This window comes from Mesorhizobium sp. USDA 3734 (assembly GCF_056279665.1).
The window spans coordinates 3,204,665-3,229,119 of sequence record NZ_JBWCCW010000001.1 but is presented as its reverse complement, the minus strand read 5'-3'; the positions used below and the strand labels follow the sequence as shown (position 1 = coordinate 3,229,119).

Here is a 24,455-nt window from a genome sequence, read left to right as displayed (position 1 = left end):
GTGACGCTCGGCCTCAGGCGGCTTTGGCCGCCTGAGGCCAGGAGTGATCAGCGGATGTCGCTGCCGACCCACTTCATCGAGATCTTTTCGTAGCTGCCGTCCGCCAGCATGTCGTCCAGCGCCTTCTGCATGGCAGCCTTCAATTCCGGATTGTCCTTGCGGATGGCGATGCCGATGGCGACAGCGCCGCCTTCGATATCGGGCGTGTTGAGCTTGCGGACTTTCTCACCCGTCTCCTTGACGGCAACCATGACCGGAATGTTGTCGACGACGATGGCATCGACGCGGCCGGCCCTCAGCTCCAGCAGCAGTTCCGGCAGGCCCTTGTAGGTGCGGATATCCCAGCCGCCCTTTTCGCGCGCCCATTTCTCGTGCGTTTCGCCCAGCGTCACGCCAATGGTCTTGCCCTTGAGGTCATCGAGGCTCTGCACCTTGGACGCCTCGTTGACGAAAACGGCGCGGCCGGCATGGTAGTAAGGCCCGACGAAATCGACCACCTTTTCGCGCTCCGGCGTGATCGTCATCGAGCCGACGACGGTGTCGTATTTGTTGGCGAGCAGGCCGGCGATGATGCCGTCCCAGGCCGTGGTGATGATGGTACCCTTGACGCCGATGCGCTCGGCGATGGCCTTGCCGATATCGGCGTCGAAGCCGACGACTTCATTCTGGTCGTTGACGAAGTTGAAGGGCGGATACTGACCGCTCATGGAAATCTTCAGCTCGCCCGCCGCCTTGATCTTCTCGAGGTCGTCGGCCCTGGCCGAAACGGTCGTGAGGGTCGACGCAAGCAGCAGGGCTGCAACGGCGATGCCGGAAAATACTCTGTTCATCTGATTTCCTGTCCTCTGGATGGCGCGCAAGGTTTGTTCTTGGGAGGCGTACGGACGCTTTCCTGACTTCAATGATTGCCTTTGCGGTATCATTGCGCAAATAGATAATGGGAATAGGGAGCATAGATATCAGGAATGGCACTGCCGCGCCCCGAACGGCTGGTCTGGGATCTGGACTGGAACCTTCTGCGGACGTTCGTCGTCATCGCGGAGGTCAAGAGCATCACGCGCGCCGCCGAGCGGCTGAACCTCAAGCAGCCCAGCGTCAGCAACGCCCTGCGGCGGCTGGAAGATCGGGTCGGTCGGCGGCTGGTCGAGCGCGACGCGACACGTTTCGAACTCACCGAGGTCGGACGCCTTCTCTACGAGCAGAGCGTCGAGGTGTTCGGCACCATATCGCAACTGCCGCTGCTGATGCGCGGCATCAGCGACGACGTCACCGGCCATGTGATGATCGCCACCGCAAGCCATGTCGTCTCGCCGCTCTTCGATCAGGCACTGTCGGAGTTTCACCGCAACTACCCGCGCGCCAGCATCACCATTTCGGTGGCGGCTAGCACCGAAGTCGCCAAGCAGGTGAGGGAGCGGCGTGCCTCCTTCGGCATCTGCCTGGTCAGCCAGCGCGATCCGGCGCTGGAATATGCGATGGTCTACCGCGAGTTCTTCGGCTTCTTCTGCGGGCCGCAGCACAGGCTCTACGGGCAAAAAGGACTGACGCTGGCCGATCTCAGGAATGAACCCTCGGTATCGTTCCAGACCGACCATATTTCGGATGCGTTGCGGCCGGTCGCGCTGTTGCGCAGCGAAGCCCGGCTGAACGCCGATGTCGTCGGCGTGTCCTCCAGCCTGGAAGAGGTACGGCGCATGATCGTCGCCGGGCTCGGCATCGGCCCGCTGCCGCTGCACGTGGCGCGGCGCGATGTGGCGGATGGAATGCTGTGGCGGCTGCCGCCCTACGATGCGCCGCCGGCCATCGACATCTTCCTGTTGCTCAATCCGGACAAGGCGATGAACCGCGCCGAGAAGGCGCTGCTGTCAGGGCTGCAGACGCTAATTGCCGAGACGCCGCTCGAGGACCGCATCTACCAAGGCTGACCGGTCTTCGCTTATTCATTCAGCAAGGCCGCCGCGCGGTTGCGCATCGGCTCGTCCAGCGCCACCGAGGCGCGCTGGGCGAGGTCGAAGCGCACGCTGGTCGTCCGGCTCGATGCCCGGACAACGCCGTCTAGCGAGCCCGACATAACCTGTTCGAAGGTGACTGACGTACGGCCGATCTTCACGACATGCGAGCGGATGGTGATGAGCGCACCGGCTTTCGTTTCATGCCGATAGTCGATTTCGGTGCGCACATCGGCCCATCCGATTTGCGACGCCTGGTTATCGTCCTGTCCGGCGATATGGCCGAGAAGCTGGAAGCTGGCATCGTCGAACATCGCCGCGTAGTGACGCACATTCACGTGCCCCATCACATCGCACATCCAGGGATGAGCGACGCCGACAAAGGTGACGAGAGATTTGCTCATGGGGATTTTGCTCCGTGGCCATCGACGATCGCGCCGACGCAATATCGAAACGCACGCCGACAGGCAAACGGTCTGCTGTCATGGCATCTTCAGGCCGGGAATGGCCTTCGCGCCTCGTATTCGTTAGCCGCGCCCTTGGCCGCCTCCATCAAACGGACTATCTCAGGGGAGGCGGCGTTTCCGCCACGGGGGTCGGCATGCTCAGAGTGCAGAAGGTCAAGGTCGACGAGATCTACGTGCCGACGGCGCGCAAGAAGACGCTGCATCCCGAGACCGTCCGCCATCTGGCCGAGGACATCCTGGAAAACGGCATGAAGACGCCGATCCAGGTCCGCCATGACGGCAAGCGCCATATCCTCGTCGAAGGCCTGCATCGGCTGGAGGCGGCAAAGTGGCTCGGCGAGACCGAGATAGAGGCCTATCTGGTGCAAGCCAAGCGTCACTGATACGTCCTTCGTTCGCCACCCAATCGGCGCACGCACCAACGTCGTCGCAAAATTTTCGCTGGCGGTGTCGGTTTGCGGTTCATCGGCTCGTCCTTGGGGCGGAAGCCAGATCAAACGCACTCCGAGGACACCACCATGACCACCAAGCTCGACATCGCTCCCGCCACCGACCGCGAACTGGTCCTTGCCCGCATCATCGATGCGCCGCGCGAAAACGTCTATCGCTGCTGGACCGACCCGAAACTGGTGACGCAGTGGTTCGCGCCAAAGCCGTGGACGACGCCACGCGCCGAAATGGATGTGCGCAGCGGCGGCTCGAGCCTTGTCGTCATGGCAGGCCCCGACGGCAACGAATTTCCCAACCCGGGTGTCTTCCTCGAAGTCATTCCCGGCAAGAAGATCGTCTTCACCGACGCCTACACAAAGGCATGGGAGCCATCGGAAAAGCCGTTCATGACCGGCGTGCTGACCTTCGAGGACGAAGGCAACGGCAAGACCCGCTACATCGCGAGGGTCAGGCACTGGAGCGCTGCCGACCGCGAGCAGCACGAGAAGATGGGTTTCCACGAGGGCTGGGGCCAGTGCACCGACCAACTCGAACAACTCGCCAAGGGACTTTGACGACGGCCGCCCCGAAGACAATCGCGTTGGGGCTTAAGAAGCCTTGGCGCGGCGCGGCTGCCTGAGATGTTTGATGCCTCTCATCTCGACGAAGTTCGTCGCCGCCTCCCAGAGATAGTCGCCATAGAGAAACGGCTCGAAGGGCTCAGTGCCCGCCAGCGGCAGAGGCGCGATCTCGGCATCGACGCGTGGTTCGTAGAAGAACGGGATCGAGAAGCGTGCTGTCTTCGGCGCAATCACCCGATGCCGCGTCGCCCGGACGCGCCCGCCGGTCCAGCGCTCCAGCAACTGGCCGAAATTGACCGCCAGCGTGCCGTTGGCCGGTGGCACGTCGATCCATTCGCCGGCGAGGGTCTTTGCCTGCAAGCCCTCGACGCCGTCCTGCGCCAGCAAGGTGACGAAACCTGAATCGGCATGCTCGCGGCCTATGATGGCGCGAGTCTCGCCCTTGTGGACAACCGAAAATTCCGGCCCACTGGTGTCGACCCCGGCATTGGCGTCCCGCAGGGGATAACGGATCAGCCGTAGCGTCGAGATGCCATGGTCGAAATTGGCATCGAAGATCGTTTCCGGCAGGCCAAGCCCGCGGGCGATCGAGCGCATCAGCGCGTTGCCCACCATCTCCATCGCGCGGTAGTAATCCGCTGCCGCCGCACGCCAGCCGGGCAGGGCGTCTTCGGCCGGCAAGGGCGTCGGCTCGCACAACGGATCGTCGGAAGCCGGGACATCAGCCGCATGGGCAAGGTCCGGTCCCATGTCGATGCCTTCCTTGTAGGAGACGGCGGTCGGCTGCAGCGGGAACCAGCCGCGATAGAAATTGTTTTTCGTGCGGTCGAAATTCCAGCGCAGCAGTTTCTGTTTCTCGGCGTCGGCAAGCGAGAAGATGCGCAGCACTTGCGCGCGTTTGTCCGGCGTCAGCCAATCGTCGCCGGGAAAGTCCCGGACCGCCATGAAGCCGATCCCGGAGGCGGCAGCCATGATCCTGGCGTCGATGCGGTCGCGAGCGGGCGAGGGCGGCCCGAACAGGTCCGCAATGCCGATGGTTTCGATGTCCGGCGTCATGGCTCCAGTTCCACCCGCATCACCATAATCGATGGTGTTGTATCAAAGCTTTTCAATTGACCCAATCGGCCTCACCGCTACCTTGTCGCTTATTCTCTCAACCAATGGATCCGGGCGATGGCAAGATATGAGGGCGGATGCCTGTGCAAGGCGGTGCGCTACCGCACCGACGCGGCGCCCATCAACGAACGCATCTGCCACTGCCGGGTTTGCCAGAAGGCGATCGGTGCCGCCTTCAACGCACGCGTGCTGTTTCGCATCGACGATTTGACGGTCGATGGGCCATTGGCGACGATAAACTCCTCGCCAGATCTCAAGCGCGGCTTTTGTCCGGGCTGCGGCACGACGATGTTCTCCCGGCGCGATTCCGCTGATATCATCGGCGTCACCACTGGTTCGCTCGACGATCCCTCTGTTTTCAAACCGCAAATGCATATTTTCACGGCCTCGAAGCAGCCCTGGCTGGTGCTCGATGACGGCCTGCCGCAGCACGAAGGCGCCCCGCCGCCAGGCTGAGTTTTTCCCTTCTCCGACCATGCCGGAAAGGGGGATCCGGCATGGCGGATCGTCCACCGTCCGGCTCTTCGCATGCTCAGGGCGCTCAGGGCGCTCAGGGCGTTCAGGGCGTTCAAAGCTCGAAAAGCCAAGCAATTGGCTTTTCGTCCGCTGCGCGGACCGCATTTCACCCTGGACAAAATTTAATCCAAATCAACACGAGATAGCCGGCAAAGCGTCATTGGCGGGCCATCTTTGTCTCCCTATTTAAGGGGCGCGGGCACGGCATTCGAGGAGACGACGGATGAACGACAGCATCAGCACCCTGGACGAGCTTTTGAGCGATCCGATGGTCCTGCTTGTGATGGAGCGCGATCGTGTGCGCCCCGAACAGGTGCGCATGCTGCTCGAACGGGTTCGCCGGCCTTCCGTCGATGAACCTGAGGTGCCGCCGGCGCATGTGATCGCCAGGACATGCCAGAAACTCTGGCTCTGCCCGTGATCGCCTTGCGGTTTTCCCTATGACTTCAAGCCGGCCCCAAGGTGGGTCGGTTTTGAATCGCGTGCATCTCGGCACCAGCTTACAAATCCGTAAATTGATTATCCGGCCCATGACGATAAGGCTTGCCTCGGATTGACCGACGCTGGTCGGTCCGCGCAAGTCCGATCTCTCACGCATGGAATTCGACATTGGCCGACATCTGCACTCAAGGCCTGGATACGGGCTTCGTCGGCCTGGGGTTCGCCAAGGTGGCGTTCCTCGGCGTGGTGCAAGGCATCACCGAATTGCTGCCGATTTCCTCCACCGCCCATATGCGCATCGTGCCGGCCGTGCTCGGCTGGCAGGATCCCGGTTCCGCCTTCTCCGCCGCCATGCAGCTTGCGGCCCTTGCCGCGGTGGTCAGCTATTTCTGGAGTGACGTCAGGGATATCCTGTTTGGGTCGCTCGACGCGCTGGCACGACGCGATTTCGCTGACCGGCATTTCAAGCTGGCGCTGTGGATCGTGCTGGCGACGATCCCGATCGTCATCGCCGGCGTGGCGCTGTCGGGTGTGCTCAACGCCTGCAATTCGCCGCTGCGCAGCCTGACGGTGATCGGTTGGGCATGCATCGCCATGGCGATCCTGCTGGCGCTGGCCGAGATCTTTGCACGTCACCGGCGCACCATGGTCGAAGCCTCGCTGAGCGACGCGCTGCTCGTCGGCATCGCCCAGATCGGCGCGCTGATTCCGGGCGTCTCGCGCTCGGGCTCGACGCTGACGGCGGCACTGGGGCTCGGCTTCAAGCGCGCCGAGGCGGCGCGCTTCTCCTTCCTGCTCGGGCTGCCCGCGATCGCACTCGCTGGCCTCAAGGAGCTTTGGGAGCTGCACAAGGTCCATCTCGACGCCCATGGCTGGTCGATCCTCGCCGTCGGGCTGGTCGTCGCCTCGATCTCCGCCTTCTTCGCCATATGGGGGCTGATGCACGTGCTGGAGCGTTTTTCGGCCTGGCCGTTCGTCATCTATCGCGGCCTGCTCGGCGTCGTCCTGCTGCTGGGCGTGGCGATGGGATGGCTCGTCTAGGGCACTTTCACAGTATCGCTTGAAACGGGCTATATCCGTACCGGATCATCGAACTGGATTCCGGTACGCGCATGGATTTTCTGACCTTTCTGCAATCGGTGCCGCTGCTGCTGGCGCTGGCCAAGGGCGCACTGCCGTCGGTGGCGGCACTCGGCATGGGGTTGGGCCAGTGGGTTGCCTCGCTACCGCCATGCCGGGACTTCGCCTTCGAGGCGACCAGCTATCTCGTTTGCGAGGTCGACCCGAAACGATATCAGGTCGAACTGTTCTGGAAGGATCCGGCAGGCAAGCCTTTTCAGTCGCTGCACAATCTCCATGCCGCGCAGCAGGCGGCCGGGCGCACGATGTTGTTTGGCATCAACGCCGGCATGTATCATCCGAACCTCGCGCCGGTCGGTCTCTATGTCGAGCATGGCCAGGAAATAGCCTCGGTGAAGACGGGATCGGGAAGCGGCAATTTCTCCCTGCAGCCGAACGGTATTTTCTACATGCGCGACGGCAAGGCCGCGGTCCGCGCCACCAGGGATTTTGTCAAAAGGCGCCCTTCCGTCGACTATGCGACGCAATCCGGGCCGATGCTGGTGATCGATGGCCAGTTGCATCCGAAATTCCAGGCCGACAGCACCTCGCGAAAAACCCGCGACGGTGTCGGGGTGCGAAAGGACGGCGCCGCGGTCTTTGCGATTTCGAACGGCACGGTGACCTTCCATGCCTTCGCCCGGCTCTTCCGCGACGCTCTCGGCTGCGACAATGCGCTGTTCCTCGACGGCACGATATCCAGCCTGTTTGCGCCTGCCATCGGCCGCAACGACGACTACTGGAATCTGGGGCCGATGATCGGGGTCTTCAGGAAGAATGGCTAGCGCCCGAACTCTCTTCCCGGCTCCCGCTTGGCCGTTGCGGACCCCGTTCGCCAACCTTCGCTCCGACTAATAATCTTTGATTCAAACTTTATTGGTAATTTCTCATTCATAAATGATCCGGTTTGTCCGTTGGCTGTCGTTTTGCCCTCGGTCTGTTGTGTTTTGAGTACAGGTCCAGATGCGGATTCCGGGCGTCGTCAGTTTTTTGATTGCATCGTTGTGCCTTGCCGGCTGCTCGTCGACAGCCGGCGTCGATGCGCTGGATTTGCCATCGAGCGAAACCACCAGTTCCGTGATCCGGCCGCCGGCACCGATCGCCGCTGCTCCGGCGGCAAGGGGTAACAGGGCGGCAAGGGCCGAATTGGCTCCCATGTCTGGCAACGGTCCGGGTGAAAAAACGCGCCCGTTCGGCTTGGCGGAGGAGGAAGAGACGGGGGTTTTTGCCGCGCCCGATGTGCCTGATCCCCAGGTGCCTGATGTCGGCGGGCTGCCGGTCGAGCCGGCAGCCTTGGTGTCGCCGCCAAAACTATTGACCCGCGCCGCTCCGGCCATGCTTGCGGGGCCACTCACCCGTTATGGTTTTCGCGACGCCAAGCCGATCAATTTCGGCAAGGCTTCGCCGCGCCACCTCGCCGTGCACGGCGTCGACGTCTCGCGCTGGCAAGGCGACGTCAACTGGGGCAAGCTGCGCGCCCAGGGCGCCAACTTCGCCTACATCAAGGCGACAGACGGCGGCGACCATCTCGATCCGATGTTCATGAAGAACTGGCGCAATGCCGACGCTGCCGGCTTGAGGCGCGGCGCCTATCACTTCTTCTACTGGTGCCGCACCGCCGGCGAACAGGCCGACTGGTTCATCCGCAACGTGCCGAAGATGGACGGCGCGCTGCCGCCGGTCATCGACGTCGAATGGAATGGCGAATCCAGTTGCAAGCGGCGGCCGTCGCGCGAAAAGGTGCTGGAGAAGATGCAGGTGTTCATGGACAGGCTGGAGCGCCATTACGGCCAGCGGCCCATCATCTACACCGCGCCCGACTTCTATCGCGACAATCTGCGTGGCGCCTTCCTCGATTATCCGTTCTGGCTGCGGGCCGTGGCGCGGCACCCGTCAAAGGTCTACCCTGACCGCAAATGGGTGTTCTGGCAGTATTCCGGCTCCGGCCTGTCGCACGGGGTCACCGGCCGCATCGACCTCAACGTCTTCCATGGCGACGAACGCGCCTGGCGCGCCTTTGCCGGCGGTGGACGGATTTCCGTCGCCGACGCCGACTGAAACAGCCCATCAGGCCCGGCGTATTTCGCTCTCCCTGATATCCGCCGTCTGGGCCAGCACCCAGTCGCGGAACACCCTGATCTTCGGCGCGTTGCGGCTCCGTTCAGGCCCCGCTCGCGCCGCCTGCTTGACCGCCGTTGCCTGTCGGACCACTTCCTGCGCGATATCGGCATGCTCGACGGACACGTTCCCAACGGCAGCATCCGCTGAGGCTGGTCCTTTGACCGACGTAGAGTGCAAGGGAGGGAAAGATGGGTGTGTCATCACAGGATCTGGCGAAGAGCCGTCAAACGATCAGTGCCTATGAGGACTATGCGGAGCAATACGATGCCATCGTACGCCATGTTCCCAACGAGAGGGAGCAGGCGTCGCTGAAGCGCCTTGTGGCGATCGCCGGCGCAAGTGGCCGGATTCTGGAAGTCGGGTCGGGACCCGGATACGATGCGGACTTTCTGGAGACTTTGGGCGTCAAGGTTCGGCGCACCGACGCGACCAGGCGGTTTCTGGAGCTGCAGGCCGCGCGCGGCAAGCACGGCGAACTCCTCGATCTCATCACCGATGATCTCGGCGGTCCCTATGACGCGGTCCTGGCCCTGTGCGTGTTGATCCATGTGCCGCGCGACCAGACCGACCAGGTGCTTGCCAGGATAGCCGGGTCGCTGCGGCCGGGCGGCGTCTTCCTCGTCTCGATGCGCAATGGCGATGGCGAGACATCGGGCGAGTATCACACGGTCTACTGGCGCAGGGACGACTTCGCGGCCCGTCTCGAAAGTGCCGGGCTGGTCCTCATCAGGGACGATTTCAACGTTGGCCGTGATCGCGAAGAATGGAACACGTTCCTGGCCGTGAGGCCGTCATGACGCGCCGCGGGCTGTTGCCGTTTGGGCTGCTCAGCCTTCTGTCGCGTCGGCTGAACGCCGGTGCCTGTCCGCGATGAGCAGTCGCCCCATATGCCCACCCTATCTGCGTGACCGGCGACGCGATTCATCAAGGGTGGCATAGGCCAGGACTGCGGAGAATGACCCGAAACAGACTAGCACTGCGGTGATAACCATGAGGTCGTAAGTCGACATGCTCGTTCTCCCTTCGATAAGTGTCGAGGAGACAGCATGAGCGGTGCATGTGCGTTGATCTGGATCAACGGAAGACAGTCATTTCTTTCTGGAGAGGCGCCTTCTCGAAAATACAAGACTTTGGCGTCGCCTTGCTGTCTATGTGCAGGCTCCTGCACTCCTGGGGGGAGACGAGTTGGAACTCAAGATTATGCTTGTCGGCTTTGCCTGCGTGGTCGCCGGCATGCTGTCGCTCATCACCTTCCTGAAATGGCGCGAGGTGAAGGCACTCAGCCGCTGGTTGCCGGTGCCGGGAAAGATCATCTCCTCGCGCGTCGAAGCCCGTGAAGTGAGACGCTCTGGCGTTGGCTCGGACAGCACCGACACCACCGAAATGCGCAATTTTCCGGCGATCACCTTCGAATACAAGGTCGGCGGCAAGAAATTTCAAAGCTCGCGCTACAGCGTGAAGGAGAATTTGGGGAATTTCGAAGTCAAGGAGACCCTTGCCCAGTTTCCTCGCGGCGCGGAGGTGACTGTCTTCTACAACCCGGCCGATCCGAGCAAAGCCGTGATCGAGCGCACCATGCCGGACGGCGCCTTCAAGTTCATGGTCCAGCTTTCGGCCGGATTGGTGGTCGGCGCGCTGGTGCTGGTGTTTTCCGTCGGCGGTCTGCTGGAGGCGATCGGCCCGCATCTGCCTAAGCCGCAGAACCTCGGCGCGGGAGCGTTGCTGCTGTTCATGGGCCTGATGATCCTGCGCATGGGTTTCGCCCAGAAATCGTTGGCCGAGCAGGCGGCAAAATGGCCGGTCACGGCCGGCCGCATCGATGCCTCGGGCCTGCAGGCGCTCAAAAGCCATTCAGGCTATCGACGCTGGCGCACGGTCTTCAAATCCCGCATCGTCTACTCCTATGGCGTCGACGGCCAGCGCTACAGCGCCGATCGCGTCACCTTCGGCGGAACAGTGACGGCTTCGCTGCCCGGCCTCGTCGGCGGCCAGGCACGGCAGTATGTCGAGGGCAGCAAGGTCGACGTCCACTATGACCCCGCCAACCCCGCCTCGGCGGTGCTCGAATGCCGGGTGCGCGGGCTCTGGCTGCTGTGGGTCTGTTCGGCTGGCTTTCTCGGCGGCGCTGCGTTTCTGATCGGACTGTTCTGAGCCGACGGACGCCTTCAGCAGCGGACGAGGGGTCCGCTATCGAAGCCAGGCCAGGTGAACCGCAGCGTACCGCCATGCCTGACGATACGGATGACGCGCGTGAACGGTTCCTCGAGCGACGGGTGCGACCCGTAGCACTGGCTTGCATGCACCACCCAGCCGGTCGGGCTTTTGCGAAACGTCGCGTGCTCGCAGCCGAACTTGGGAAGCGAAAGCGACGCCCGATCCACGGTGAACACAGTCTGACGTTGGACGTCGGCGGTCGCCCTGCAGTTCAGCCTGTCGCCGGACCATGTCCCGACATAGGGCGCCGCAGCCAATGCCGGGCCAACCGCGAATGCGGACATCGCCATCGTCATCACCAAACGCCGCATCATCTGTCTCCTGGGCCGCTGTGCTCGACCATACAGATTGTTGTGATTTGTGCGGGCAAGTTTTCGTCCGGGTATGGATAAGGCGGCCGTTCCGGATTTCGCTTATGCTTTTGCGCGGATGATGCGACTGTGCGGCCCCAGGCAATGCTTTCCCAGAGACATCTGATGATCATACGCAAACTGGCCTTCGTTCTCCTGGGTCTGCTCGGCCCGATGCAAGCCGCCGACGCAAAAGAATGCCTTCTCAGCCACGCCACCTATCGCGAGCCGCGCTCGGGCGCTGTCATGCAATTCCGGCCGCTCGCCAACGAGCCGGCGGCGCTGACGGCGCAAGTCTTTTCGCTGACCGTGCCCAACACGGACAAAAACCTGCCGGCCGACATCACCTGGACCAACGGCAGGAATTCCTTTCCGCTCGGCACCATCCGCCACACCTGCACCGACGACGACCGCGAAGCGGGCCTGCAAGACGGCAGCGGACTGTGCAGGATTTGGATGGGCCAAGTCTATGCCTTGACCGGTGGCGGCGCTGAGCAGCTGAACTCGCGCGAAGCGACGCCGGCGCCGAAAGGGCTGCTCTTGCCTGATTTCGGCGTGGCTTTCACTGAAGGAGCCGATTTCGCCAATGCCAATCCCGCCGGCTCGGCGTGGGATGCCTTCACCTTGACAGGATGCAGCGATGAATAGCGCCATGAGATCGATCATCTGGGCCAGCGCCCTGCTTGCATCCGCGACGACAATCACGGCGGCGCGTGCGGACGAGCCGGCGCCATCGCGCCCGCCCATCGACAAATGCGTCTGGGAAAGGCTGACGGACAAAAATGTCGGGCTGGCCGCCTGGGCGCAGCGCTGCGATTTCGGCTTCCGCCAGATCCATTTCGAGTTCGTCGGCAACGCACTCGCCATCAAATACAGCGATGGCGGCGCGGCCGATCCTCTTGTCGAGGTCTTCGACATCCAGCCAGGCGAAACCGCCGAGGCCGCGTTGCAGCGCCTGTTCCTGGAAAAGACTGACAAGGCCGTCACCGTCCGCTGCGTGCTGACGCCTTACACCGAGGGCACCGTGCCCGCCAACGTCAAACGCTACACATTCAGCCCGGACGCCGCCTACGCGAAAGAATTGAAAGCGCTTGCCAATCCCGACGAGGTTCCAGAACCGCCCTGCAGCGACTGGGGCGAAATGCCTGACGGCATCCAATATTTCGAGGTGCCGGCGGGTGAGGCACGAAAAGTGCTGTTTGTCCGGATCGGCCAGGACGAGCCGCTGTTTGACGAGCAGACGCTGCGGGTGTTGCCGGCGGGGTAGGCGCTGGGATTCTGATCCAGATTGAGTGGATCGCGCGGTCTGCCTTCTATGCCTCTACGTACTCGGCGAGGCTGACACCCTTGGGCACATCCAGCCCATCGGCTCGCAAACCTTCGATGTGAAAGCGAATTGCGTCGCGAATATCGGTTTCCACCTCAGACACCGTCGCACCGGTCGCGATGCAGCCGGGTAGGTCCGGCACATAGGCAGAAAAGTTATTTCCTGCTTTTTCAATGACTACCGCGTAACGGATGTCAGTACTCCCTTAATTGGACTAAACTCAACCAACTTGGACGCCGACACCGCAGCCTGCCATACGATTGCCTCCTATTATCATGCCGCCGAGCTGGATGTTGCTGTTGTTAAATTTGACGGGCACCGGTGCAGCCATATCACCTGTAAAGAAGCAGAAGACGACGTTTTCCTCAGCGGGGATTCCAAATTCGGCAGAGATGTTCTCGTCCTCTCGGTTCAACATTTTCCGATCTTTGAATTCGATTCTGATGTTAACTCGATGGATAGCTGATTTGAATAAGAGCGTCCGGGCGGCCGGAGGTGCCTCAATATCATCTACATTTATTCTAGATATCCAATCATTTTTCCGCATTTCGAATACCCTATTCATGCAAATGTCGTATATATTCAAAGAAAGGGTATCATATCCAAATTCGTCTTTTTCAAAATAGATTACGTCTATCCCTCCTACGCGAAGCATACTGTTGCATTGATAGGCGTAATTTCCACCGCAAACGAAAACGGTGTGTTTCCTTCGCCACTGAAAGCTACTTTGGACAAAGGTATGGCTGGGCCGCTTGAGGCTCATAAGTTGATCGTTTGTGAACGCTCCCGAATCCGCGGCAGCGTGATGTTCGGCACACAATGCGATCATGCCCTGTTGATCGTGATGGTTTTGCTCAGCCCAGGTAGGATTGAAGTGGTGATATTCCAAGTGTGGAGAGCCGCACATCGGGCATCCGAAGCCGACTTCCGCTCGAAGCCGTCGTCGAACGTCAACGGGCGGCGTTCTTGAGATCGGTTTAACTTCTGACATGAGTGCTCCGGTTGTATTGTTTAGCAAATTATGTCGTACCCTTTTTGTTCCCTTTGCCATTTCGGCCCGATCTTGCGACCGGGCCGATGATGTTGCGTTTTAGCGCCTCAGAATTTTCTCAGCTGCACCCGCTCGTGGCGCCGCACGTATCGCACTTCTCGCAAGTCCCGTTCCGCACCATCGTAAAGTTCTGGCACTCGGAGCAGGAATTGCCGGTGTAGCCCTGGAGCAGCGACCTGGCGCGGCGGTCGTTGGCGAGTTTCTTGGCTTCGGCCGCCTCAACGGCTGCGGCGTCGGTGAACAATCCCGCCGTGGCGTCCGAAGCAACACCCGCCGCGTCCTCGAAGGCGATGTCCTCGGCCAGTTCCTTCGCCCTCTCCTCATAGTCGCGCTTGTAGGCGACCGCTTCGTCGCTGGCCGGTTTCAGGGCCAGCACGTTGGAGCCGGAGAAGGCGGTCGGAGCCGAGCGGGCAGGGGCGCCCGAGGGAGCCGCGAAGCCTTTCGGATCATTGCCGCTGACGCGCGACACCAGCTTCACCGGCGAGGCGCCGCGGGTCAGGCCCTTGGAGACCGCGTCGGTCTTGCCTTCGCTGATGCCACGGCCAAGTGCGGTGTTGGAAAAGTCCGACTGGTCGACATGGGCGAGGTCGTTGCGGCCGAGATAGGAGATCGCCAACTCGCGGAACACGTAGTCGAGGATCGACGTCGCGCTCTTGATGGCGTCGTTGCCTTGCACCATGCCGGCCGGCTCGAACTTGGTAAAGGTGAAGGCGTGCACATATTCGTCGAGCGGCACGCCATATTGCAGGCCGAGCGAGATGGCGATGGCGAAGTTGTTGAGAAGGCCACGCAGCGTCGCGCCTTCCTTGTTCATGTCGATGAAGATCTCGCCGAGACGGCCATCGTCATATTCGCCGGTGCGCAGGAAGATGGTGTTGCCACCGATCTTGGCCTTTTGGGTATAGCCCTTGCGGCGGCCGGGCAGCTTTTCCTGCTCGCGCGACACGCGCTCGATGATGCGCTCGACGATCCGCTCGGTGATCTGCGCCGCGCGCGCCGCCGCCGGCGCCGCGATCAGCTGCTCAAGCGCTTCGTCCTCATCGTCCTCGCCATCGGCGAGCAGCGAGGAGTTGAGCGGCTGCGACAGCTTCGAGCCGTCGCGGTAGAGCGCGTTGGCCTTCAGCGCCAGCTTCCACGACAGCATGTAGGCGCCCTTGGCGTCTTCCACCGTCGCATCGTTGGGCATGTTGATGGTCTTCGAGATGGCGCCGGAGATGAAGGGCTGCGCCGCCGCCATCATCTGGATGTGGCTGTTGATCGACAGCGAGCGCTTGCCGATCTTGCCGCACGGGCTGGCGCAGTCGAACACCGCCAGGTGTTCGGCCTTGAGGAAGGGCGCGCCTTCCAGCGTCATGGCACCGCAGACATGGATGTTGGCGGCCTCGATGTCCTTCCTGGAAAAGCCGAGCGCCGGCAGGATCTCGAACGAGAAATCGTTGAGCTGCTCGTCGGTGAAGCCGAACGTCTCCTTCACCCAGTCGGCGCCAAGCGTCCACTGGTTGAAGACGAACTTGATGTCGAAGGCCGACTTCAAGGCTGCGTTGAGCGCCGCGATCTTCTCATCGGTGAAACCCTTGGCCTTGAGCGCGCCGGGGTTGATTGCCGGTGCCTGGTTGAGGTTGCCGTGGCCGACCGCATAGGCCTCCATCTCGCCGATCTGGGCTTCGGAGTAGCCGAGCGTGCGCAGCGCTTCCGGCACGGCGCGGTTGATGATCTTGAAGTAGCCGCCGCCGGCCAGCTTCTTGAACTTCACCAGGGCGAAGTCGGGCTCGATGCCGGTGGTGTCGCAATCCATGACCAGGCCGATCGTGCCGGTCGGCGCGATCACGGTTGCCTGCGCGTTGCGGTAGCCATGCTCCTCGCCAAGCTCGATGGCGCGGTCCCAGGCGGCCTTGGCGTGGGTCGCGAGGTCCTGCTGCTTCAGGTCGGAAGCGACCAGCGGCACCGGGTTGACGGCGAGCTTCTCATAGCCCTGCTTCTCGCCATAGGCGGCACGGCGATGGTTGCGCATGACGCGCAGCATGTTTTGCGCATTGCGGTCGTAGTCGGCGAAGGCGCCGAGTTCGGAAGCCATCTCGGCCGAGGTCGCATAGGCGACACCGGTCATAACAGCGGTGAGGGCGGCGCAGATCGCGCGGCCTTCGTCGGAGTCATAGGGAATGCCTGAGGTCATCAGCAGGCCGCCAATGTTGGCGTAGCCGAGGCCGAGCGTGCGATACTCATACGACTGCTTGGCGATCTCCTTCGACGGGAACTGCGCCATCATCACCGAGATTTCGAGAACGATGGTCCACAGCCGCACCGTGTGCTCATAGGCAGCGATGTCGATGGTGCCGTCGGCGTTGCGGTAGGGCAGCAGGTTGATCGATGCCAGGTTGCACGCCGTGTCGTCGAGGAACATGTATTCCGAGCACGGGTTGGACGCCCGGATCGCACCGGCGGAAGCGCAGGTGTGCCAGTCGTTCATCGTCGTGTTGAAGTGCAGGCCTGGATCGGCCGACGCCCAGGCGGCATAGCCGATCTTTTCCCACAGGTCCCTGGCCTTCAGCGTCTTCATCACCTTGCCGTCCTTGCGGGCGGTCAGGTGCCAGTCGGCATCGTCCTCGACGGCGCGCAGGAAATTGTCCTTCAGCGACACCGAATTGTTGGAGTTCTGGCCCGAAACCGTGAGGTAGGCATCCGAATCCCAGTCGGTGTCGTAGGTCTTGAACGACATCGACGAATAGCCCTGCTTGGCGAACTGGATGACGCGGTAGATGTAGTTCTCCGGCACGGCGGACTTCTTGGCCGCCTTGATCTCGCGCTTCAGCGCGGTGTTGATCGACGGGTCGAAGCAGTCGTCGCCATTGCCTTCGCAATTGACGCAGGCCTTCATGATCGCTTCGAGATGCTTCTTGACGATCTTGGAGCCGGTCACCAGCGAGGCGACCTTCTGCTCTTCATTGACCTTCCAGTCGATGAATTCCTCGATATCGGGGTGGTCGGCGTCGACAATGACCATTTTCGCGGCGCGGCGCGTCGTGCCGCCCGACTTGATGGCGCCCGCCGCGCGGTCGCCGATCTTGAGGAAGCTCATCAGGCCTGACGAGCGGCCGCCGCCAGACAGCTTTTCGCCTTCGCCGCGCAGCAGCGAGAAGTTGGAACCGGTGCCGGAGCCGTATTTGAACAGGCGCGCTTCACGCACCCACAGGTCCATGATGCCGCCCTCGTTGACGAGGTCGTCCTGCACGCCCTGGATGAAGCAGGCATGCGGCTGCGGATGCTCGTAGGAGGACTTCGACTTGGTCAGCTTGCCGGTGAAGGGGTCGACATAGAAGTGGCCCTGGCTCGGGCCGTCGATGCCATAGGCCCAATGCAGGCCGGTGTTGAACCATTGCGGCGAATTCGGCGCCACGCGCTGGGTGGCCAGCATATAGGCAAGCTCGTCACGGAAGGCGCGCGCGTCTTCCTCCGACGCCTTGAAGTAGCCGCCCTTCCAGCCCCAATAGGTCCAGGTGCCGGCCAGCCGGTCGAAGACCTGGCGCGCGTCGATCTCGGAACCATAGCGCTCGGCTTCCGGCAGCTTGGCGAGTTCGGCCTCGTCGGCGACGGAGCGCCACAGGAAGGAGGGGACGTCGTTCTCTTCGATCTTCTTCAGGCGCGCGGGGACGCCGGCCTTGCGGAAATACTTCTGCGCCAGGATGTCGGCGGCAACCTGGGAGAATTGCGCCGGCACGTCGATATTGTCCAAACGGAACACCACCGAGCCATCGGGATTCTTGATCTCCGAAAGCGCCTTGCGGAATTCGATCTCCGCATAGGCAGATTGTCCTGGCTTGGTGAAACGACGCTCGATGCGCATTGGTCCGGTCCCTTTTGTCTATATATAGCGCTTTTCCCCAGGGATTTCTGCCCCCGATGCGAAACGCGCATGTCCGCCGTCTGCCGGCGTTCGAAAACGGCCGGCTCTCCATTTTGCAGTCTCCGCCGGCCCTGCTGGTCAAACTCCTTGCGAAGTGCCTGTCCAACGCGCCGACGAACCCGCGGGTCCCTCAAAACTGATTTTTTCCGATTCCCTCGCTGGAGGGAAATTCACACTATCTAGCGCCGAACCTACCTGCAAACACTAAATATAGTATTAACAGACAATTTATTCCAGTCCGACAATTGTCCCTATCGTCCCCAACCACCCCACAATCCCAACGCTTCCGCCGGCCTCGTAAACAGGCGGAAATGCGGGTAAAAACGCACATAATCCGGGAAAAAGACCGGGCTCAAAACTTTCCGGTCGCACTCTCAACAGGAGCGCATGGCCTATAAAAGGCGACTCGTTTTGCGCCGTCAAGGATTCGTTTGCGTAGCTTTTGTGACCCCAACATCTTGTGTGTCACATATGTGGATAACGGGGATAGAATGGCGGTGCGGCGATCGCGATTTTGTCGCTGGATGGCAACGCAGATGCGGCAACGATCCAAAGTGTCGTGAGGGGCGGCCCAGGCACGGGCTTGCCAACCCCAGGTCCCGGCAGGATCAGCCGTAATGCAGTCGGGGTTTTGGTTCGGTGCTGGTGAACTGCACCCCGATACGGTCGTTGCGACGCCAGCGGACCTCGCACCGATAGGCAATGCCGTCGAGCGGCACATAGAGCAGGAAGCGATCGGGAATCCGGGCTTCGAGCGGCACCTTCAGTTCGGCGCCGCCTTCGTGCTGATTGCGCAGCGTGCAACCGACCTCCGAGTTCTGAATTCCGGTGATGATCGAGCCGCCCTTGAGCACGCGCGGACGACGCTCGCGCTGCGGCTCGTCGGATTCGTTCGGGATTGGGTTTGCAGGCTTCGCCATTGGTTATACGCCGGATTGGCGTATCCCTAACACCCAATTGTTAGCGAACCGTTCATCTCACATCGCAGGGTTGTGATCAATCTGCGGCGCACGCAGGAAGGGAGTTTCGGCTGATCAGGGGAAGCTATGCGGGTCGGCGCAGAAATAGGCGATGATCTGGCAAAGATCGGGTTCGTTGATCATGCGCACCGCTTCGCTGGAACTGACCCATTTGCGGGTGCGGGAATGTTTTTCCTTCCAGCGGTCGGCGATCTTGTCGACATGCAGCGGGAACACCAGCACCTCGCACGGCACTTCTTCGCCGGAAGCCAGTACCTTGGCATAGAAGTAACGGCCGGCTTCGAGATGGGAGACGCTCCCGCGCAGCCCGGCTTCCTCGCCGGCCTCGCGCGCTGCGGCCTCGCAGAGCGGCTCCCTGGCCTCGGGCCAGCCCTTGGGAAGCACCCAGCGACCGGTATCGCGGCTGGTGATCAGCATGATCTCGACGCCGTTCCCGGTATCGCGCCAGGGCAGGGCGGCAACCTGCAGACGGCACGGCGCCGTGCCGAAGAGCCGTCGGACCCTTTCGACCAGATGATTGTGCGTCGTTGGCCTCGTCAACATCGAAGAAGCTAGCCCCAGCCTCCAGAATCGTTTGCCGTCTCACGAATCTTACGGCTAATTGTCGGCAATAAAAGTAAAAAATTTCACTCGTCTGGCCGATTTGCGCCAATAGACGTCGATTTCGCAAAATATCTGGCCTGCCGGGCCCGTTTGCGAAAGCAAATCACGCCCGGTGCAAGCTGCTGGTATGTAACAGGCAGGTTGTCGCGAATCAGCCGGCGTGGTCGTCGGCGATCGGCTTCTGATAGGTGAAGCCCATGTCCCACGGGAAATAGATCCAGGTGTCCTGGCTGACTTCGGTGACGAAAGTATCGACCAGCGGCCGACCTTTCGGCTTGGCGTAGACGGTGGCGAAATGCGCCTTGGGCATCATCGCGCGCACGATGCCCGCCGTCTTGCCGGTGTCGGTGAGGTCGTCGATGATCAGCACGCCGGCGCCGTCTTCGGCGAGCAGGGCAGGGGTGATCTCCTTGAGGACCTGCAACTGCCCCTGGCTGGTGTAGTCGTGGTAGGAGGCGACACAGACCGTCTCGATGACGCGGATGCCGAGTTCGCGCGAGATGATCGCTGCGGGGACCAGCCCGCCTCGCGTGATGCAGACGATCGCTTTCCACTGCCCCTTGTTGGCGCCGGCTAGCCGCCAGGCGAGCGCGCGGGCGTCACGATGGAACTGGTCCCAGGAGACAGGAAAGGCTTTTTCGGGAAGGGACATGTCGCGCACTCCGCAGCACGCGGGGATCGCGCGCAAGAAAACAGGGGGAATGCGCGCGGAATTAACTGGAAAGCCCCCATCTTGGCAAGAGTAGGGGCCTTGGCAAAGGGCAGGGCTCAGCGATCGCTGTGGACTTAAGGTGTGTCGCGTCGAAACGGATTCAGGCGACGCGCTTCAAGTCTCTGTTTGCATGCATGTCGTTGTCTCAAAACCGGAGCCAATTTGAGCGACATGCATCAGCGTGACAGGAAGGCTGCCACCGGCGCCGTGCGCAGCACGCTGCGCGTCACGCCCCCGAACAGAAGCTGGCTCAGCCATGAGTGGCTGTAGGCGCCGAGCACCAGCAGATCGGCGCCCGTCTCGGCGATCCTGGTCTGGATGATGTCATCGATCGAATTGCCGTCCGATTTCTGCACCGAGACGCTGACGGTGGCGCCGTGGCGCGACAGCGCGGAGGCGATTTCGGCGCCGGCGGCCTCCGGGCTGTCGTCAAGCGTTTCAGGAGGGTCGATGACCAATATGTCGGTCTTCTCGGCTTCGATGATGAAGGGCAGCGCGTCGAAGGCGGCGCGCGCCGCTTCCTTGCTGCCGTTCCAGGCCAGCAGCACGCGTTTGAAGGTCGTGACCAGCGGACCCGCATGCGGCACCACCAGCACCGGCCGGCCGGCATCATAGACCAGCGTGTCGACATCCGCGCTCGGGTCACCGCCCGTTTCGCGCTGCGCCGCTATGATCAGGTCGGCGGCGCGCACGCTCGAAATGCCGGTCAGCGCGCTGTCGCCCGAAAAGCTCTCCAGGCTTCGCCACTCGAAGGAAAGACCGGAATCCTCGATATGCCTGAGAAACACGGCCTGCAGCTTCTCGGCCCGCTCCCGGTTCATGTCGGCCGAAACCTGCAGGAACTCGGTGTCCGGAAAGCCTGTGGCCGAGGTGTAGGGCACGGGAAGCGTTTCGGCATGGATACCGATCAGATGGCTCTGGAAGCGGGTTGCGAGCGGAATGGCGCAGTCTAGCACTCGCTCCGCGTCCTGCTCGTTCTGCAGAATGGCTACGATGGTTTTGAATCGCATGATGATCCCTCAGCCTACGAGCTATCGAACTCGTGCTGAGGAAACGTTGCTGCGCGGTGCTTGGTTCCGGCCCGGACAGATCAACCTGGATTGTTGGCGAACCCGGTGACCATCGCCTCGACATCGGCGCGGGCGGCGTCCAGCGCCTCCTGGCTGCGGGCCCGCACGACCAGTTCGGTCCAGAACTTGCCGTCGCCATATTTCGGGTAGGAGCCGATGATCGTGTCCGGATGCGCTTTCTGGATGTCGCCCAGCGGCCCGCCGATAAGGCCTTCGCCGAATGGGCAATGTACGGTCGCCGACAGCATTTTCATGCCGGCCTTCAGCGTCGGCACGACATTGTCGAGCATGGCCTGGAAAATCGACGGCACACCGGCCATGACATGGACGTTGCCGATGCGGAAGCCGGGCGCGACCGACACCGGATTGTCGATGAGATCGGCGCCGCGCGGCATCCGTGCCATGCGCTTGCGGGCCTCCGTGTATTCGATGCCGCGCGTGGCATAGCTTGCCTCCAGCATCGCATAGGCCTTGGCATCGTATTCGCAAGGCACGCCAAAAGCCTTGGAAATGGAATCGGCCGTGATGTCGTCATGCGTCGGGCCAATGCCGCCGGTGGTGAACACATAGGTGTAGCGGACGCGCACGGCATTCACCGCGGCAATGATCTCGTCTTCCTCGTCCGGGACGATGCGCACTTCCTTCAGGTCGATGCCGATCGCCGTCATGATGTCGGCGAGATGGCCGATGTTCTTGTCCTTGGTGCGGCCGGACAGAATCTCATCACCGATGACGAGCATGGCGGCGGTCACGATTTCAGGCATGGGAAGCTCCGGCAGGACGGGTCGCCTGAGATAGCGCGGCGCGGCAGTGGCCGCAATGCCGCCCGAGCGATGAATACGGGCGGTCCTCGTTTCGATGCAAGGATGCGAGGTTGCAGCGGCACCGGATGCGGCTAAGCTCAACCAGGCTCTGATCCTGGTGAACAATGCTCCTGTCGATCCTGTCGTGGCTGCTGGTCATTCTGGTGTTGCTGGCAGTCCTGGCGATCGCCAGTCTGGTGCTGGCGACGCTATGGATCGCGGCCAAGGCCGAAAGGCTGGTGCCGCCGGTCGGAAAATTCATCGAGATCGACGGCAACCGCATCCACTATGTCGATCAGGGTGAGGGGCGGCCGATCGTCTTCGTGCACGGGCTTGGCGCCCAGCTCCACCATTTCCGCCATACTCTGTTCGGCCGGTTCGGTCCGGGCTACCGGCTGATTGCGCTCGACCGGCCGGGGGCGGGCTATTCGGCGCGCGCCAGCGGCGCCACCGGTAGCCTGCCCGAACAGGCCGAGATCGTGCGACGCTTCATAGAGGCGCTTGGGCTGGAAGGGCCGCTGGTGGTTGGTCATTCCCTCGGCGGCGCCATCGCGCTGACCCTTGCCGTGGAGCACCCCGAGGTGATTTCCGGCATCGCCTTGTTGTCGCCATTGACCCACATGGAAGCTGGGGCGCGCGAAAAGCTGGGCTCGCTCTATATCCCGTCACGCCTGTGGCGCCGGATCATGAGCTATACCCTGGCGATACCGACAAGCCTCAGATACGCGCGGCCGACAATGGAATTCATCTTCGCGCCGCAGGCTTTTCCTGCCGACTACATGGTCGACGGAGGTGGATGGCTGGGGCTGAGGCCAGCTCATTTCTACGCCACGTCCTCCGATGTCGTGGCAGTCGAACAAGATCTCGGCCGCATCGAGGGTCGCTATGGTGAGATCGCCATGCCGGCCGGCATTCTTTTCGGAACGGCCGATCGCGTTATCGATATCCGTACCCACGGCGAGCCCATGCAGGACAAGATCGAAAGGCTCGATTTCGAATCTGTCGGCGGCCTCGGACACATGCCGCAATTCAACGAGCCGGAACGGGTCATTGCGTTCATCAAACGCATTGCGGCCCGTGCTTTCCGATCCGACATCAACCCGGCTTCACAACAATTTCAATGAACCATTCGGCTCATTGGCGGGTTCTACCCGTGTCGCACCCAAGGCGGCCAAGACACGGAGTAATTCAATGTACAGGAAACTTCTCGCAGCGTCCGTCCTGACGATCGGTCTCGCCACATCGGCGATGGCGCAGTCGTCGGACGGCAATCGTCAAGATTGGCTCCATCATAACTGGCTTTTCGGCAATGAGGACTCATCGTCTGTGGACACCACCACAACCGGTAGCATCAATGGCGACAGCTCCGGGCTGAACACCCTCGGCAATACCGGCGCAGCCGGGCCTTGCGCCTCCAACACCGCCGGTCCCGATGCGAACGCTCAGGGGAACGTCAACGACCAGTACTGCGGCAAATAGTCAGAGCATGATCCCGGAAAGTGGGTACCGGTTTTCGGAAAAGATCATGCTCAGAAGATAGAGCCGCAGGCTTCTGCTGCCGCGAGACGCCCTTCTCTCCGGGGCGTCCGCGGTCGGCTCCCTGACCAAGGTCAGTCGGAGACCTCTGTCTGCGGTCGATCCCGGCCATCGGCCAGTTCTTCATGCCATTTGCCTTCGGCGTCCTCGTACTGGATGCCGTCCGTGGCTCCGGCGACTTGCTGCTCGGCCGAAGCGATTTCGGCGGCGCGCAAGGCGTCCTGATGGGTGGGAAAAGTCTCCGAGAAGGTCGATCCGACCTTGTAGGCCCAGCCGCCGTCATGCTCGACAATCTTGTAAGTCAGCTTCGCCATGAAAACCTCCAGTTGAAAGGGCCGTCTGCTCAATGCAGTCGGTCGTCGGGCAGTCGGTCGTCGGGCACCAGCACTTCCGATTCCTTGGCGGCTTCAATCAGCGCCCGGCGCGCATCTGCAGTCGAACGATAACCTTCCAGTACTTTGAGGCAAGTGTCGAGGGCATCACGATGGCGCGGGCCGCGATTGAGCGGCCACACGGTCATCAGGCACTCCGCCGCCTCCTGGGCGCTGCGGATATGGCGATATTTGCCGACGTGGCCAAGTTCGACGACGACCGGCACTTCAAAAGGTTTGTTGTCCATCATGGCCGCAACGCAAAGCAGCCAATTTGGTTGCAACCATGGCCTTCAGCCTGCGCCCAAAAGTCGCGTCGCGTTTGCGACGCGCCTTAGGTCTTTGTTCGATGCATGTCGTTGTCCCGAAACCGGATCCACTTTTGGGCGACATGCACGGATGTCTCAGTAGCCGCAATCGTTGCGCAGCCAGCGTGCGTTTGCCCAGCCGGTCCGGCCGCCGATTTCGACCTGATACCAGTTGCCGCGCCGGTCGAAGATCTCGGTATGATCGCCGTTGAACAACTGGCCGATCATCCGCGACGACGAGTTCGGCCGTGTCCGCACGGCAAGAAAGCCGCTTCCGGTCGCCAGATTGTAGCGGCCGGACAGGCCGTGCACCGTGCCCTCGCAATATTGTGCGCCGGCCGGCGTCGATGCGCCGATCCAAAGGCCAGCCACCACGGTCAGCGCTGCAACCGGCAAGAATGCCCTGAACGACATGATTTCCTCCCAAGCCCGGCCGCGCCCGCCGCAGCCTCACCCAACGTAACAGGTTGCGCGTAAAATTGAAGCGAAG

At 61.8% G+C, this 24,455-nt stretch carries 30 protein-coding genes; 14 read left to right on the top strand and 16 right to left on the bottom strand.

Going from position 1 to position 24,455, the window contains the following annotated elements; all coding sequences use genetic code 11:
- Positions 1-47: 47 nt before the first annotated feature.
- A complete protein-coding gene (locus tag ACZ89F_RS15660; protein ID WP_476092794.1) occupies positions 48-830 on the bottom strand; it encodes an ABC transporter substrate-binding protein in 783 nt (260 codons plus the stop codon).
- A gap of 135 nt (positions 831-965) precedes the next feature.
- Between ACZ89F_RS15660 and ACZ89F_RS15655 the strand changes: the two genes are divergently transcribed.
- Complete coding sequence (locus ACZ89F_RS15655; RefSeq protein ID WP_476092792.1) at positions 966-1,925, top strand: LysR family transcriptional regulator; 960 nt, start codon at positions 966-968, stop codon at positions 1,923-1,925.
- A gap of 11 nt (positions 1,926-1,936) precedes the next feature.
- Here ACZ89F_RS15655 and ACZ89F_RS15650 read toward each other — a convergent pair whose 3' ends face one another.
- Complete coding sequence (locus ACZ89F_RS15650; protein ID WP_476092791.1) at positions 1,937-2,353, bottom strand: acyl-CoA thioesterase; 417 nt, start codon at positions 2,351-2,353, stop codon at positions 1,937-1,939.
- A 197-nt stretch (positions 2,354-2,550) separates the two neighbouring features.
- Here ACZ89F_RS15650 and ACZ89F_RS15645 point away from each other — a divergent pair, with 197 nt between their 5' ends.
- A complete protein-coding gene (locus ACZ89F_RS15645; RefSeq protein WP_013532091.1) occupies positions 2,551-2,799 on the top strand; it encodes a ParB N-terminal domain-containing protein in 249 nt (82 codons plus the stop codon).
- Between the two features lie 135 nt (positions 2,800-2,934).
- Positions 2,935-3,420, top strand: a complete 486-nt coding sequence (locus ACZ89F_RS15640; RefSeq protein ID WP_476092790.1) for an SRPBCC family protein — start codon at positions 2,935-2,937, stop codon at positions 3,418-3,420.
- A gap of 33 nt (positions 3,421-3,453) precedes the next feature.
- Here ACZ89F_RS15640 and ACZ89F_RS15635 read toward each other — a convergent pair whose 3' ends face one another.
- Positions 3,454-4,482 carry an isopenicillin N synthase family dioxygenase gene (locus ACZ89F_RS15635; RefSeq protein ID WP_476092789.1) on the bottom strand — a complete coding sequence of 343 codons (1,029 nt, stop codon included), beginning with the start codon at positions 4,480-4,482 and terminating at the stop codon, positions 3,454-3,456.
- A gap of 117 nt (positions 4,483-4,599) precedes the next feature.
- Between ACZ89F_RS15635 and ACZ89F_RS15630 the strand changes: the two genes are divergently transcribed.
- The 5 genes from ACZ89F_RS15630 (at position 4,600) to ACZ89F_RS15610 (ending at position 8,676) form a co-directional block, all read left to right on the top strand.
- A complete protein-coding gene (locus ACZ89F_RS15630) occupies positions 4,600-4,998 on the top strand; it encodes a GFA family protein (RefSeq protein ID WP_476092787.1) in 399 nt (132 codons plus the stop codon).
- Between the two features lie 283 nt (positions 4,999-5,281).
- A complete protein-coding gene (locus ACZ89F_RS15625) occupies positions 5,282-5,479 on the top strand; it encodes a hypothetical protein (protein WP_476092786.1) in 198 nt (65 codons plus the stop codon).
- 188 nt (positions 5,480-5,667) lie between these two features.
- Positions 5,668-6,540 carry an undecaprenyl-diphosphate phosphatase gene (locus tag ACZ89F_RS15620; protein WP_476092785.1) on the top strand — a complete coding sequence of 291 codons (873 nt, stop codon included), beginning with the start codon at positions 5,668-5,670 and terminating at the stop codon, positions 6,538-6,540.
- 71 nt (positions 6,541-6,611) lie between these two features.
- Positions 6,612-7,403, top strand: coding sequence for a phosphodiester glycosidase family protein (locus ACZ89F_RS15615; RefSeq protein ID WP_476092783.1), 792 nt, complete (start codon positions 6,612-6,614; stop codon positions 7,401-7,403).
- A 178-nt stretch (positions 7,404-7,581) separates the two neighbouring features.
- Positions 7,582-8,676 (top strand): glycoside hydrolase family 25 protein, encoded by a 1,095-nt coding sequence (locus ACZ89F_RS15610; RefSeq protein WP_476092781.1) that lies wholly within the window; start codon positions 7,582-7,584, stop codon positions 8,674-8,676.
- A gap of 9 nt (positions 8,677-8,685) precedes the next feature.
- Here ACZ89F_RS15610 and ACZ89F_RS15605 read toward each other — a convergent pair whose 3' ends face one another.
- Positions 8,686-8,862: a hypothetical protein gene (locus ACZ89F_RS15605; RefSeq protein WP_476092779.1), complete on the bottom strand. Its 177-nt coding sequence runs from the start codon at positions 8,860-8,862 to the stop codon at positions 8,686-8,688.
- A 65-nt stretch (positions 8,863-8,927) separates the two neighbouring features.
- Between ACZ89F_RS15605 and ACZ89F_RS15600 the strand changes: the two genes are divergently transcribed.
- Complete coding sequence (locus tag ACZ89F_RS15600) at positions 8,928-9,536, top strand: class I SAM-dependent DNA methyltransferase (RefSeq protein ID WP_476092778.1); 609 nt, start codon at positions 8,928-8,930, stop codon at positions 9,534-9,536.
- A gap of 388 nt (positions 9,537-9,924) precedes the next feature.
- Positions 9,925-10,890 carry a DUF3592 domain-containing protein gene (locus tag ACZ89F_RS15595; RefSeq protein WP_476092776.1) on the top strand — a complete coding sequence of 322 codons (966 nt, stop codon included), beginning with the start codon at positions 9,925-9,927 and terminating at the stop codon, positions 10,888-10,890.
- Positions 10,891-10,904: 14 nt separating this feature from the next.
- Here ACZ89F_RS15595 and ACZ89F_RS15590 read toward each other — a convergent pair whose 3' ends face one another.
- Positions 10,905-11,264 carry a hypothetical protein gene (locus tag ACZ89F_RS15590; RefSeq protein ID WP_476092774.1) on the bottom strand — a complete coding sequence of 120 codons (360 nt, stop codon included), beginning with the start codon at positions 11,262-11,264 and terminating at the stop codon, positions 10,905-10,907.
- A 165-nt stretch (positions 11,265-11,429) separates the two neighbouring features.
- On the opposite strand from ACZ89F_RS15590, the gene ACZ89F_RS15585 reads away from it, so the two are divergent.
- Both ACZ89F_RS15585 and ACZ89F_RS15580 read left to right on the top strand, forming a co-directional pair.
- Positions 11,430-11,951 carry a hypothetical protein gene (locus tag ACZ89F_RS15585; RefSeq protein ID WP_476092773.1) on the top strand — a complete coding sequence of 174 codons (522 nt, stop codon included), beginning with the start codon at positions 11,430-11,432 and terminating at the stop codon, positions 11,949-11,951.
- On the top strand, positions 11,944-12,570 hold the full coding sequence (locus ACZ89F_RS15580) for a hypothetical protein (protein WP_476092771.1): 627 nt from the start codon (positions 11,944-11,946) through the stop codon (positions 12,568-12,570). Before ACZ89F_RS15585 ends, ACZ89F_RS15580 begins: the two co-directional genes overlap by 8 nt.
- 46 nt (positions 12,571-12,616) lie before the next feature.
- Here the strand turns inward: ACZ89F_RS15580 and ACZ89F_RS15575 are convergent, their stop codons facing one another.
- The 8 genes from ACZ89F_RS15575 to ACZ89F_RS15540 form a co-directional block, all read right to left on the bottom strand.
- Positions 12,617-12,823, bottom strand: coding sequence for a type II toxin-antitoxin system HicB family antitoxin (locus ACZ89F_RS15575; protein WP_476097292.1), 207 nt, complete (start codon positions 12,821-12,823; stop codon positions 12,617-12,619).
- Positions 12,824-12,850: 27 nt separating this feature from the next.
- Positions 12,851-13,621, bottom strand: a complete 771-nt coding sequence (locus tag ACZ89F_RS15570) for a hypothetical protein (protein ID WP_476092769.1) — start codon at positions 13,619-13,621, stop codon at positions 12,851-12,853.
- A gap of 118 nt (positions 13,622-13,739) precedes the next feature.
- Positions 13,740-17,522 carry a vitamin B12-dependent ribonucleotide reductase gene (locus ACZ89F_RS15565; protein WP_476092767.1) on the bottom strand — a complete coding sequence of 1,261 codons (3,783 nt, stop codon included), beginning with the start codon at positions 17,520-17,522 and terminating at the stop codon, positions 13,740-13,742.
- Positions 17,523-18,190: 668 nt separating this feature from the next.
- Positions 18,191-18,502, bottom strand: coding sequence for a PilZ domain-containing protein (locus ACZ89F_RS15560; RefSeq protein ID WP_476092765.1), 312 nt, complete (start codon positions 18,500-18,502; stop codon positions 18,191-18,193).
- A 114-nt stretch (positions 18,503-18,616) separates the two neighbouring features.
- Positions 18,617-19,105, bottom strand: a complete 489-nt coding sequence (locus tag ACZ89F_RS15555) for an NUDIX hydrolase (RefSeq protein WP_476092763.1) — start codon at positions 19,103-19,105, stop codon at positions 18,617-18,619.
- A 211-nt stretch (positions 19,106-19,316) separates the two neighbouring features.
- The gene (gpt, locus tag ACZ89F_RS15550; protein WP_057145797.1) at positions 19,317-19,817 is read right to left on the bottom strand and encodes a xanthine phosphoribosyltransferase; all 501 of its coding nucleotides are present in this window, start codon (positions 19,815-19,817) and stop codon (positions 19,317-19,319) included.
- Between the two features lie 236 nt (positions 19,818-20,053).
- On the bottom strand, positions 20,054-20,887 hold the full coding sequence (locus ACZ89F_RS15545; protein ID WP_476092761.1) for a universal stress protein: 834 nt from the start codon (positions 20,885-20,887) through the stop codon (positions 20,054-20,056).
- Positions 20,888-20,967: 80 nt separating this feature from the next.
- Positions 20,968-21,711, bottom strand: coding sequence for a competence/damage-inducible protein A (locus tag ACZ89F_RS15540; protein WP_476092759.1), 744 nt, complete (start codon positions 21,709-21,711; stop codon positions 20,968-20,970).
- A 164-nt stretch (positions 21,712-21,875) separates the two neighbouring features.
- On the opposite strand from ACZ89F_RS15540, the gene ACZ89F_RS15535 reads away from it, so the two are divergent.
- Complete coding sequence (locus tag ACZ89F_RS15535; RefSeq protein WP_476092757.1) at positions 21,876-22,874, top strand: alpha/beta fold hydrolase; 999 nt, start codon at positions 21,876-21,878, stop codon at positions 22,872-22,874.
- 67 nt (positions 22,875-22,941) lie between these two features.
- On the top strand, positions 22,942-23,229 hold the full coding sequence (locus ACZ89F_RS15530; RefSeq protein WP_476092756.1) for a hypothetical protein: 288 nt from the start codon (positions 22,942-22,944) through the stop codon (positions 23,227-23,229).
- A 131-nt stretch (positions 23,230-23,360) separates the two neighbouring features.
- Here ACZ89F_RS15530 and ACZ89F_RS15525 read toward each other — a convergent pair whose 3' ends face one another.
- The 3 genes from ACZ89F_RS15525 to ACZ89F_RS15515 all read right to left on the bottom strand — a co-directional run bounded on the left by ACZ89F_RS15525 (position 23,361) and on the right by ACZ89F_RS15515 (position 24,379).
- Positions 23,361-23,600 carry a DUF2188 domain-containing protein gene (locus ACZ89F_RS15525; RefSeq protein WP_140607517.1) on the bottom strand — a complete coding sequence of 80 codons (240 nt, stop codon included), beginning with the start codon at positions 23,598-23,600 and terminating at the stop codon, positions 23,361-23,363.
- 29 nt (positions 23,601-23,629) lie between these two features.
- Positions 23,630-23,908 carry a DUF982 domain-containing protein gene (locus ACZ89F_RS15520; RefSeq protein WP_013532012.1) on the bottom strand — a complete coding sequence of 93 codons (279 nt, stop codon included), beginning with the start codon at positions 23,906-23,908 and terminating at the stop codon, positions 23,630-23,632.
- A 153-nt stretch (positions 23,909-24,061) separates the two neighbouring features.
- On the bottom strand, positions 24,062-24,379 hold the full coding sequence (locus ACZ89F_RS15515; RefSeq protein WP_476092754.1) for an SH3 domain-containing protein: 318 nt from the start codon (positions 24,377-24,379) through the stop codon (positions 24,062-24,064).
- Positions 24,380-24,455: the final 76 nt, after the last annotated feature.

Coding starts and splice junctions, on each gene's coding strand:
- ACZ89F_RS15660 (WP_476092794.1), bottom strand. CDS start 830: ATGAACAGAGTATTTTCCGGCATCGCCGTTGCAGCCCTGCTGCTTGCG.
- ACZ89F_RS15655 (WP_476092792.1), top strand. CDS start 966: ATGGCACTGCCGCGCCCCGAACGGCTGGTCTGGGATCTGGACTGGAAC.
- ACZ89F_RS15650 (WP_476092791.1), bottom strand. CDS start 2,353: ATGAGCAAATCTCTCGTCACCTTTGTCGGCGTCGCTCATCCCTGGATG.
- ACZ89F_RS15645 (WP_013532091.1), top strand. CDS start 2,551: ATGCTCAGAGTGCAGAAGGTCAAGGTCGACGAGATCTACGTGCCGACG.
- ACZ89F_RS15640 (WP_476092790.1), top strand. CDS start 2,935: ATGACCACCAAGCTCGACATCGCTCCCGCCACCGACCGCGAACTGGTC.
- ACZ89F_RS15635 (WP_476092789.1), bottom strand. CDS start 4,482: ATGACGCCGGACATCGAAACCATCGGCATTGCGGACCTGTTCGGGCCG.
- ACZ89F_RS15630 (WP_476092787.1), top strand. CDS start 4,600: ATGGCAAGATATGAGGGCGGATGCCTGTGCAAGGCGGTGCGCTACCGC.
- ACZ89F_RS15625 (WP_476092786.1), top strand. CDS start 5,282: ATGAACGACAGCATCAGCACCCTGGACGAGCTTTTGAGCGATCCGATG.
- ACZ89F_RS15615 (WP_476092783.1), top strand. CDS start 6,612: ATGGATTTTCTGACCTTTCTGCAATCGGTGCCGCTGCTGCTGGCGCTG.
- ACZ89F_RS15610 (WP_476092781.1), top strand. CDS start 7,582: ATGCGGATTCCGGGCGTCGTCAGTTTTTTGATTGCATCGTTGTGCCTT.
- ACZ89F_RS15600 (WP_476092778.1), top strand. CDS start 8,928: ATGGGTGTGTCATCACAGGATCTGGCGAAGAGCCGTCAAACGATCAGT.
- ACZ89F_RS15590 (WP_476092774.1), bottom strand. CDS start 11,264: ATGCGGCGTTTGGTGATGACGATGGCGATGTCCGCATTCGCGGTTGGC.
- ACZ89F_RS15585 (WP_476092773.1), top strand. CDS start 11,430: ATGATCATACGCAAACTGGCCTTCGTTCTCCTGGGTCTGCTCGGCCCG.
- ACZ89F_RS15580 (WP_476092771.1), top strand. CDS start 11,944: ATGAATAGCGCCATGAGATCGATCATCTGGGCCAGCGCCCTGCTTGCA.
- ACZ89F_RS15570 (WP_476092769.1), bottom strand. CDS start 13,621: ATGTCAGAAGTTAAACCGATCTCAAGAACGCCGCCCGTTGACGTTCGA.
- ACZ89F_RS15565 (WP_476092767.1), bottom strand. CDS start 17,522: ATGCGCATCGAGCGTCGTTTCACCAAGCCAGGACAATCTGCCTATGCG.
- ACZ89F_RS15560 (WP_476092765.1), bottom strand. CDS start 18,502: ATGGCGAAGCCTGCAAACCCAATCCCGAACGAATCCGACGAGCCGCAG.
- ACZ89F_RS15555 (WP_476092763.1), bottom strand. CDS start 19,105: ATGTTGACGAGGCCAACGACGCACAATCATCTGGTCGAAAGGGTCCGA.
- gpt (WP_057145797.1), bottom strand. CDS start 19,817: ATGTCCCTTCCCGAAAAAGCCTTTCCTGTCTCCTGGGACCAGTTCCAT.
- ACZ89F_RS15545 (WP_476092761.1), bottom strand. CDS start 20,887: ATGCGATTCAAAACCATCGTAGCCATTCTGCAGAACGAGCAGGACGCG.
- ACZ89F_RS15540 (WP_476092759.1), bottom strand. CDS start 21,711: ATGCCTGAAATCGTGACCGCCGCCATGCTCGTCATCGGTGATGAGATT.
- ACZ89F_RS15535 (WP_476092757.1), top strand. CDS start 21,876: ATGCTCCTGTCGATCCTGTCGTGGCTGCTGGTCATTCTGGTGTTGCTG.
- ACZ89F_RS15530 (WP_476092756.1), top strand. CDS start 22,942: ATGTACAGGAAACTTCTCGCAGCGTCCGTCCTGACGATCGGTCTCGCC.
- ACZ89F_RS15525 (WP_140607517.1), bottom strand. CDS start 23,600: ATGGCGAAGCTGACTTACAAGATTGTCGAGCATGACGGCGGCTGGGCC.
- ACZ89F_RS15520 (WP_013532012.1), bottom strand. CDS start 23,908: ATGATGGACAACAAACCTTTTGAAGTGCCGGTCGTCGTCGAACTTGGC.
- ACZ89F_RS15515 (WP_476092754.1), bottom strand. CDS start 24,379: ATGTCGTTCAGGGCATTCTTGCCGGTTGCAGCGCTGACCGTGGTGGCT.